Below are 8,661 nucleotides of genomic sequence, written 5' to 3'. Positions count from 1 at the left end.
GGGTCATGACCTTGCAACGGTTTCTGACGAGGAACTGGCAGATGCCGTCCGCCTCATCAACCATCGCCCTCGTAAATGTCTGGGCTGGAAGTCTGCATCCGAATCCTTCATGGACGAACTGTCGCACTTAGCTTGACAATCCATCATATATAAGAATTGATATGTTTTCACATATAAATGTACTTATATATCTCCGCGAAACGACTGATTTTGCCACAGAGGACGGCGAAAGCCGTTTACGCTTGTTTGCAGGGATCAAGAGGCCAATCATAGGACAGAAAATTTAAGGATGCCTCATTTGGAACGACGCAGAATTCGCTTACACTATACGTGATACAAAAAAGGGATGGTGGGAGCATGGCGAAAATAACGGGAATCAAATGCATACGTACGCGAAAAAACGGCACATGGACAATCGTGAAGGTGCTGACGGACCAAGACGGGCTTTATGGACTCGGCTCCGCTTCGGATGTTTATAATCCGGAGGCCGTCGTGCAGGTGATCGAGCAATTGCTGGCGCCGGTGTTGATCGGCAGGGATGCGGCCAATATAGAGGACCTTTGGCAGACGATGTATATGAGCGGTTATTGGAGGAATGGGGCTATTCTGCATACCGCGATCGGCGGCATCGATATGGCCTTATGGGATATTAAAGGCAAGGAAGCCGGACTGCCGGTCTATCAACTGCTGGGCGGGGCAAGCCGCGCTGCCGTTCCGTGTTACGGACATGCCGGCGGATCGGATATCGTCGAGCTGAAGGAGGATGTTCATCGCTTCATGGAAGAGGGCTATACGGTCATCCGCGTGCAAATGGGCGGGTATGGGGGCGGCGGCTTCATTGGGGCGGATAAGGCGAATCTTCCCGAGCGCGCATGGACAAAGGGGCCGGTGTTTGACGAACAGGCCTACCTGAATGCCATTCCGGGCATGTTCGAGCAGCTGCGGGTGGCATTCGGCATGGGTGTTCAGTTTACCCATGACGTACATGAACATCTCTCGCCTATCCATGCGATCCAGCTCGCAAAGCGAGTCGAGCCTTACGGTCTATTCTTTCTTGAGGATGCGCTGGCACCGGAGCAGATTGGCTGGTACCGCCAGCTGCGCCAGCAGAGTGCTACGCCACAAGCGGTCGGCGAGCTGTTCGTTAACCCGCAGGAATGGACGGAGCTGGTGAAGGAGAGGCTGATTGATTTCATTCGCGTGCGCGTCTCCAAAGCAGGAGGCATCAGCGCATGCCGCAAAATCGCCGCATTATGCGAGGCCTTTGGCGTACGTACCGCATGGCAGGAGGGCGGTGAGAATGATCCCGTTAATCAGGCGGCAGCTGTGCATTTGGACATGGCGATATGGAATTTCGGCATTCAGGAAGTGAACCATTTTAGGGCGGAGGAGCTTGATGCCTTTGAAGGGCATATCGTCAGAAAGGGCGGTTATTTGTATCCTTCGAATAAGCCAGGCCTCGGGATCGAGCTGGATGAGCTAAAGGCGCAATTGCTCGTTGGAGAGAATTGGAATCGGTCTGCTTACCATAATCCCTATCATCTTGACCGCAAGGCAGATGGAACATTAGTACGGCCATAATGGCAAATAAACGGAGGTGCTTCTCAGCATGAAGACCATTGCAGTAACAGGCGGGAGCGGCAAGCTCGGCACTCAGCTCATTCAGTCACTGCAGGAGCATGGCTACCAGGTCGTATCCTTGGATAACAAGCGGTCCAGTCAGCTGCACTGTAAACAGATAAACGTGGATTTGAACGATTTCGGGCAGGTGGTCTCTGCGCTTCACGGCGCGGATGCGATCATCCATTTGGCAGCCATTCCTGCACCGCTCGTTTATACGCATCCCTATATTTTCGCTAATAATACCATTGCGGGCTATCATATTTTGGAGGCAGCCTCGATTTTGGGCATTAGAAAGGTCGTGATGGGTTCAAGCGAGTCATCCTATGGCTTTGCATGGGCGCCGTCACCGTTCTCTCCGGATTATTTGCCGCTGGATGAGGATCATCCGCAGCAGCCTCAGGAATGTTACGGCTTATCGAAGGTTGTTAACGAGCTTACCGCAGCGATGTTTGACCGCCGAAACGGAATGCAGGTAATTTCGCTGCGCTTCTCCATGATTACGAAGCCGGAGGATTACAAGCATCTCGCGGTTAGCAAGCCGGAAGCATTCAAGCATATCCTCTGGAGCTATATTGATATTCGTGATGCCGTCAGCGCATGTCTCGCGTCCTTGGAAGTGGAGGACCGCGGAACGATTTGTCTCAATATTACGAGCAGCGATACGCTCAGCGATTGGGAGACTGAGCGGCTGCTAAACCATTTTTATCCTGACGTGATGGATCGCCGGGCTTCGCTCCACGGAAGAACTGCGGTGGTCAGCAATCAATTGGCGCAGGATGTGCTTGGCTGGCGTCCAAAGCATTCATGGTCGGATCATAGGGAAACAATCGAATAGGATTGGAAGCTAGAGAAAGCCGTTCGAGGAGAGCGGCTTTTTTTTAATATATGAGAATTTATATGTTTTCACTTATAAATGTGCTTATATATCTCCGCGAAACGATAGCTTTTGCCAATGAGGACGGCGACAGCCGTTTACGCTTGTTGACAGTGTTTTTTTGCATAAGGTTTAAACCTTGCATTTGATAGAAGCTAATTTTTGACTGCAAAAGAAAATATCGCCTCATATTTGCCGCAGCCCGGATACGTTAACATTAATGGTAGCAAGAGGAAGAAAATACGTCATGAGAGGTGAGTGAGGGTGGGAAGCATCACGTTCAGCCATGTCTATAAGCATTACAAAGGGGAGTCGCGTCCGGCGGTCAACGATTTCCACCTTTCCATTGAGGAGGGGGAGTTCCTGGTACTCGTAGGTCCATCCGGCTGCGGTAAGTCCACAACGCTGAGAATGCTGGCAGGCTTAGAGGAAATTACCGAAGGGGACTTGTACATCGACGAGAAGTTCGTAAACTATGTTTCGCCAAAGGATCGGGACATTGCAATGGTTTTTCAAAACTATGCGTTATACCCCAATCTAACGGTCTATGAAAATATCGCGCTAGGGTTAAAGCTTCGTAAAACAGCCAAGCATGACATTGCGCTTCGGGTTAACCGTGTGGCGAAAATATTGGAGATCTCGCATCTTCTGGAGCGCAAGCCGAGCCAGCTCTCGGGAGGGCAAAAGCAGCGTGTCGCGCTTGGCCGGGCGATAGCCCGCGAGCCTCAAGTGTTTCTTATGGACGAACCGCTGTCAAATCTCGATGCCAAGCTGCGTGCCCAGACGAGGGCGGAGATCATCAAGCTGCAAAGCGACTTGAAACGAACGATGGTCTATGTCACCCATGACCAGGTCGAAGCAATGACAATGGGGACGCGGATTGTCGTCATGAAGGACGGGATCATTCAGCAGGTCGCGCCGCCGCGCCAGCTGTACGATGAGCCTGCGAATATGTTCGTGGCGGGATTTATCGGTTCGCCTCAGATGAATTTTTTGGAGGGCAGCCTCGTACGGGAGAACGGGAACTATTATTTTCTCAATAAGCGTCTCAAGCTTCTGGTTCCGGAGCGTTATTACCGCCATTTTACAGCCAAACCGGGCTCGCTTCGCAATTGCGTAATGGGCGTTCGCCCCGAGCATGTGTGGCTGAAACGAGAGGATACGGAAACGCCCGAGAATGATTTTGCGCGCTGCACGGTGGAGATGTCGGAGGTGACTGGCGCCGATTCGTACGTGTACGTGAAGGTCGGCGAGAAAACGGTAATTGGCAGAACAGAGCCTGAGACTGTGTTTAGGAAGGAAGAGCAACTGCTTGTCGGCTTTAACATGAACAAGATTCACTTTTTTGACGAGGAGTCCGGCCTATCCCTGGCAGTTGGAGGGGTGGCGGAATGAGGAGGATGCTGGGCATCGTTCTTCGTCTTATGCTGGCACTGGCGCTCGTGTTCGCAGGTTTCCGCTGGATCACGGCGAGCGAGCCGGTCCTTCATGCTACCTCCGTCAGTACGGAGCAGCTGCTCTCCTTCGACAGCAAAGCCGAGGAGCTGCCTTACGCCAAGCTGATGGTTCAGCACCCAGAGGCGGGGAAAACGGAGGAGTCCTTGCAAGCGGTCACGATTCTGCCGAGGGAATATTCGGCCGCCGCCGATGAAGCGAAAGTATTCCATGATGAACAGGATAAGGCCGCGCTGCGCTGGGAAAATGAACGGGGCTGGGTGGAATGGACGTTTAGCGTTCCAAAGAGTGGTTGGTATGAGCTTCATTTTGATTACAAGCCGCTTGCTGGCGGCAGCGCCTCGGTCGTTCGGGGTGTGCAGATTGACGGGCGCTTTCCGTTTGCAGAGTCGGAGCGAATTGAGCTGGAGCGGCAGTGGAAGGATTCTAAGTTCCCATATGACCGTAATGAGATCGGTCAGCAAATTCGTCCTCCGCAAACAGAGCTGGAGGGCTGGAGCAGGAAAGCGGCAGCCGTTCTATCGGCTTCCGCCGAGCCTTTACTTTATCGCCTGGAGGAAGGGACGCATTCGCTGCGGCTTACCGGAGTGAGAGAATCTGTGGCATTGCGGGATATCTCCTTCAGGCCTAAAGAAGCGATTCCGGATTACGAAAATTACAAGCGCTTACATCCTGACGCTGAGACGCAGCCCAGCTGGTACGGTGTAATCGAAGCCGAGCAGTTCAAGCGGAAGTCGAGTCTGGCAATCCAGACCGACTTCTGGTCAGAGCCCTATATATCGCCCGATCCTAAGGGACGAATCACGTACAACGTGCTGGGCGGACAACGGTGGAGACTGCCGGGCGAATGGGTGGAATGGGAGCTCACGGTGCCGAACGACGGGTGGTATGAGCTTGATCTGAAAACGTTCCAAAATTACCGGAACGGCTTTGAGGCGTACCGCATGATTTCGATCGACGGGAAGACGCCGTTTCAAGAGCTGCTGCATTACGCTATCCCGACGGATAAAGAATTCAAGATTGGAACGCTTGCGGATGGCGAAGGCGAACCCTTTCGATTTTATTTGGAGAAAGGTGCGCACACGCTGCGCATGACCGTTGATTCGTCTCTCGTTCAGCCGGTATATCTCGCACTGAAGGAAACTCTGGAACAACTGGCTGCTTTCGACCGGCACATTAGGCTGCTAACGGGAAATTACAGTAAATCGGGCTTCGATGCGAACATTGATTCGACACGGACATGGGATATGTTGAAGCTAGAGCCGGATGTAGAGAAGAAGATGTCGGGCTTCATTACTCATTTGACGGATATACGCCATTATATTAACGGTCTCAACAAGAAGGACTCCGATTTGTCGGAGGCGATCAAAGGCTCCGAGGCGATCTTGGCGAAGATGCTGGAGGATGTTAATGAAATTCCGAATAAGATCAACGATTTCTCCACCATTCAGAATAATATCGGAACCTGGATGGCGACGCTGACGCAGCAGCCGCTGCTCATGGATTATATCGTCGTACGCACGCCGGGAACGGAAACGAATTTGAAGGTGGCAAGCACACTCTCGAGAGTTCCGTATTCCATTGCGGACTTCGGACGCTCGTTCTATTTGGACTATGACACGCGCAAACACAACCGGAAGGAAGCGTTGACCATCTGGGTCCAGCGGGGACGGGATTACGTCGAGCTTTTGCGCGAAATGGTCGATCAGGATTTTACGCCCCGAACGGGCATTGAAGTGAACATCAATTTGATGACGAATCCGAACATGCTGATTCTTGGGAACGCTGCAGGAGACGTGCCGGACATCGCGCTTGGGGTAGGAGAATCCACGCCTGCGGATTTCGCCATGAGGGATGCTGTCCAGGATTTATCCGGCTTTCCCGGCTTTGATCAGGTGCTTGACCGGTTTATTCCCGGTGTCAGCCGTTCCCTTAGCTATGACGGCAGAATCTACGGGCTGCCCGAGGTGCAAAACTTCCAGATGCTGTTCTATCGGACGGATATTCTCGAGGGATTGCATTTGAAGGCTCCCGATACATGGGAGGATGTTTTCGATATTCTGCCGACGCTGCAGGAAAACGGAATGACGATGAATTATCCGAAAAGCGATTTCTCGACGCTCTTCTTTCAAAACGGAGCAGAGGCTTATTCGCCGGACGGCTTGAAAGGCACGCTGTCGGGCGATGCGGGCCAGCAGGCATTCAAACGCTGGACGGAGCTTTACCGGAAATATAATCTTCCCATCGATATTCCGGCGTTCTTCCAGCATTTCCGCGACGGGGATATCCCGATCGGCATAGCGGATTTCAATACGTACGTGCAGCTTCTGGTCGCTGCCCCGGAAATTACGGGACATTGGAAAATCGCTCCATTGCCAGGCATCAAGCAGGCGGACGGCGAGGTTGCAAGGTGGTCGCCGCAGGGAATTTCGGCCGCGATGATTATGAAAAAAAGCGAACGGAAGGACGATGCCTGGGCGTTCTTGGAATGGTGGACCTCCGAAGAGGTGCAGTCGCAATACGCCAAGGATATGGAATCCTTCTATGGGATCGAATTCAGGTGGAATACCGCCAACACCGATGCCATGCAAGGACTCGCCTGGCCGAGCGAGGATTTGGCCGCGCTTCGGGAGCAGGCGCGCTGGGCGAAGAACATGCCCTATGTGCCGGGCTATTACTTCCTGACGCGGGAAATGGAATTCGCATGGAACCGCACGGTAATGGAAGGCATTCCGGCACAGGAATCGCTGGAGCAGGCGCAGCTTTCCCTGCAGCGTGAAATGAACCGGAGGCAAAATAATTTTGGCATAGCGGCGGGAGACGATCTTCGAATTCCACAAATTTCACAACCTTATGAATGGGAGGAACCGCAGAAATGAATACGCAGCTATCTCCCGGTTTAAAGGTGACAAAGCCCAAATCGGCGCTTCGGTTGAAATGGAATCAGTTTTGGCGGGAAATTAGACGTGATGCTTTTTGCTATCTGTTTCTCGCTCCGTTCCTCCTTTGCTTTCTATTATTCATCGTCATTCCTGTCGTGATGGCCGCAACGCTCGGTTTTACGTCTTACGACGGCTTCGGCTCGCTGCATTTCATCGGGATAGACAATTACATCAGCCTGTTCACGCAGGACATTATTTTTCTGACCAAGGCGATTCCGAACACGTTTTTGTTCGCGCTGATCGTAGGGCCGGGCGGCTATATTCTTGCTTTTCTATTCGCTTGGCTCATACATCAGCTGCCAATCCGCATTCGCGATTACTATACGCTGGCGTTTTATGCGCCATCCATGGCTGGCGGAGTCGCGTTGTCGGTCGTCTGGATTGCAACGTTCAGCGGCGACCGCGTCGGCTATTTCAACAATTTCCTGCTGCAGATGGGATGGATTGACAGTCCGGTTATCTGGCTGCAGGACCCGAAATATTTGCTGAATATTATGATAATCGTTTCGCTTTGGGTGAGCTTCAGCGTCGGGTTTCTCGCGATGCTCGCGGGACTTCAGACCGTAAACCGCGAGCTTTACGAGGCTGGCCGAATCGATGGGATTTCGAGCCGGCTGCAGGAGGTTTTCTACATCACGGTCCCGTCGATGAAGCCGCAAATGCTGTTCAGCGCCGTCATGTCCATCGTGGGGACGCTGAAGGCGGGCGGGATTTCGACCCAATTGACCGGCATGGCGATTACGCCCTCGTACTCGGGACATTTAATCATCAATCATATCGACGATTATGCTTTTATCCGCTTCGAGCTTGGTTATGCTTCGGCTGTCTCGGTTATGCTGCTGCTCATCAGCTATTTTGCCATGAGATTCGCTTACCGGCTGTTCGGATCAAAGGAGGAACTATAAAACCATGATTCGAAGACTTCGCAGAGTAACGACTTTTCAGGTCGTCCTGATTACGGTGTTTACCGCGCTCGCCGCGTTTATGTCGCTACCGATCGTGTTTATTTTGAACCATGCCTTCAAGCCGCAAAATGAGCTGTTTCTATTTCCTCCGCGGTTTTTGGTACAAAATCCGACGCTGCGCAACTTTGAATCGCTTATTCTGCATGCGTCAAACGCGACGGTTCCGTTCACCCGGTATCTGTTCAATAGCTTGATCGTAGCGGGGTTTACGCTTGCCGCGGTCATCATCGTCAGCACGATGGCGGGTTATGTGCTTGCCAAATACCAGTTTCATTTCAAGCAGCTGATCTTGGCGCTTATCACGTTATCCTTGATGTTCGCGCCAGAGACGGTGGGCATTCCAAGATACCTGATGATTAGCGGTCTCGGCATAAACAATACGTATTTCGGTCATATTTTGCCCGCCCTGGCTTCACCGATCGCGGTATTCATGCTGGTCGGCTTTATATCGCAAATCCCCGGTGAGCTGCTGGAGGCGGCGAAGATCGACGGAGCAAGCCATTTGGGCATCTTTACAAAAATAGTGCTGCCGCTGGCCGTTCCCGCCATTGCGACCATTTCGATTTTCACGTTCCAAGGCGTATGGGGCGATGTGGAGACATCGACGTTATTCATGCAAGAGGAAACCATGAGAACGTTGGCCTTCTACGTCAATAGCTTGCTCAGCGGGCTTCAGAACAGTGTGGCGGGGCAGAACGTAGCCGCAGCAGCAGGCTTGCTCATGTTCGTGCCTAACCTCATTATCTTTCTGCTCTTTCAGCGGAGAGTACTCGAGACGATGGTTCATTCCGGAATCAAGTAA

General features: G+C 52.3%; 6 protein-coding genes and 1 pseudogene. All 7 read left to right on the top strand.

The window, feature by feature from the left end; translation table 11 throughout:
* A pseudogene (locus AC1DLI_RS25615) lies at positions 1 to 136 on the top strand (IS30 family transposase); the annotation flags it as partial.
* Positions 137 to 357: 221 nt separating this feature from the next.
* Positions 358 to 1,581, top strand: coding sequence for an enolase C-terminal domain-like protein (locus AC1DLI_RS25610; RefSeq protein ID WP_308995873.1), 1,224 nt, complete (start codon positions 358 to 360; stop codon positions 1,579 to 1,581).
* Between the two features lie 28 nt (positions 1,582 to 1,609).
* Positions 1,610 to 2,458 (top strand): NAD-dependent epimerase/dehydratase family protein, encoded by an 849-nt coding sequence (locus AC1DLI_RS25605; RefSeq protein ID WP_477607292.1) that lies wholly within the window; start codon positions 1,610 to 1,612, stop codon positions 2,456 to 2,458.
* 303 nt (positions 2,459 to 2,761) lie between these two features.
* Positions 2,762 to 3,892, top strand: a complete 1,131-nt coding sequence (locus AC1DLI_RS25600) for an ABC transporter ATP-binding protein (RefSeq protein WP_477607291.1) — start codon at positions 2,762 to 2,764, stop codon at positions 3,890 to 3,892.
* Positions 3,889 to 6,831: an extracellular solute-binding protein gene (locus AC1DLI_RS25595; protein WP_477607290.1), complete on the top strand. Its 2,943-nt coding sequence runs from the start codon at positions 3,889 to 3,891 to the stop codon at positions 6,829 to 6,831. Before AC1DLI_RS25600 ends, AC1DLI_RS25595 begins: the two co-directional genes overlap by 4 nt.
* A complete protein-coding gene (locus AC1DLI_RS25590) occupies positions 6,828 to 7,799 on the top strand; it encodes a carbohydrate ABC transporter permease (RefSeq protein WP_477607289.1) in 972 nt (323 codons plus the stop codon). The genes AC1DLI_RS25595 and AC1DLI_RS25590 overlap by 4 nt, the downstream gene beginning before the upstream one ends.
* Positions 7,800 to 7,803: 4 nt before the next feature.
* Positions 7,804 to 8,661 (top strand): carbohydrate ABC transporter permease, encoded by an 858-nt coding sequence (locus AC1DLI_RS25585; protein ID WP_477607288.1) that lies wholly within the window; start codon positions 7,804 to 7,806, stop codon positions 8,659 to 8,661.

It is taken from the genome of Paenibacillus sp. 01T443, assembly GCF_056398325.1.
Note: the sequence above shows the minus strand (reverse complement) of the source record. Positions and strands in the feature narration are given on the sequence as shown.